Genomic DNA, 1,061 nt, shown 5'->3' with positions numbered 1-1,061 from the left:
TGCGGTCGTATGGTTTTTTGAGACAGCTTGATGGGAGATTCGTTTCAGATGACCACGCCCAGAAGAAAATATGATGCCGCGTTTCGTGAGGAAGCAGTGCGGTTGGTTTTGTCCACGGATCGTTCGGTGAAGCAGGTTGCCGAGGAGATCGGGGTAAAGGAAAGCACGTTGGGGAACTGGCTGGCGCGCGCTCGTGCGCGTTCAGCCGGCGGGCCTGTTCCGGTCCCGGTGCAGGACCGCGGGCCGGTGCCATGGGATGAGCATGCTAAGGCGTTGGCCGAGAACGAGCGGTTGAAGGCCGAGGTGGAGTTCCTGGGAAAAGTCAGCGCCTTCTTTGCCGCGAAGCAGAAATAGAGGACTTCTACGAGTTCATCGAAGCGGAGAAGGCCAACCATTCCGTGGCGTGGTTATGCCGGGCACTGAAGGTTTCCCGGGCCTCGTACTACCGTTGGCGCAGGCCTGCGGTCCCAACACCACGGGCCGTCCGGCACGAGGAACTGGTCACCGCCGTAACCACCACTTATTCGGATGAAGAAGGCCGTGCCGGGAGGGACCAAATCACCTTGCTGCTCAACGAGAAAGGCGTGAAGGTCTCAGCCCCGACCGTCGGGGCAATCATGCGTAGACACGGGCTACGGGCCATCCGCACCCAGGCCTGGAAAGCAACCACGGTCCAGGACCCGCAAGCCAAAACAGCCCACATCGAGAACCACATGCTCGACGCACAGGGCAAGCGGGACTTCACCTCAACAGTGCCCGGAACCCGCCTTGTCGGTGACATCACCTACCTGCGCACCGGCGAGGGCTGGCTCTACCTGGCCACGGTCATCGATCTGTTCTCGGGCATGGTCATCGGATGGTCCATGGCCGAACACATGCGCGCGAGCCTATGCACCGCCGCCTTGCGGATGGCCAGGAACCACGGCCACCTGACCGGCACCTCGGTGGTGTTCCATTCGGACAGGGGCACCCAATACACCTCTGACGAGTTCCAACACTGGTGCGCCGATCATGCCATTACCCAGTCCATGGGCAAAGTAGGGGTGTGCTGGGACAACGCC

At 61.3% G+C, this 1,061-nt stretch carries 2 protein-coding genes; both read left to right on the top strand.

Annotated features, from left to right (window positions below):
* The first annotated feature begins 48 nt into the window (after positions 1–48).
* Entirely contained in the window at positions 49–354 is a 306-nt protein-coding gene (locus tag ACFVSI_RS22090) for a transposase (protein ID WP_387828619.1), read from the top strand.
* Positions 351–1,061 (top strand): IS3 family transposase (locus ACFVSI_RS22085; RefSeq protein ID WP_387828622.1); only part of this gene is annotated, 711 nt, incomplete at its 3' end. The genes ACFVSI_RS22090 and ACFVSI_RS22085, both read left to right, overlap by 4 nt.

Origin of the sequence: Paenarthrobacter sp. NPDC057981, assembly GCF_042886835.1 — a bacterium.
GTDB lineage: Bacteria > Actinomycetota > Actinomycetes > Actinomycetales > Micrococcaceae > Arthrobacter.
This window is presented reverse-complemented; position numbering and strand designations above follow the sequence as displayed.

Coding starts and splice junctions, on each gene's coding strand:
- ACFVSI_RS22090 (WP_387828619.1), top strand. CDS start 49: ATGACCACGCCCAGAAGAAAATATGATGCCGCGTTTCGTGAGGAAGCA.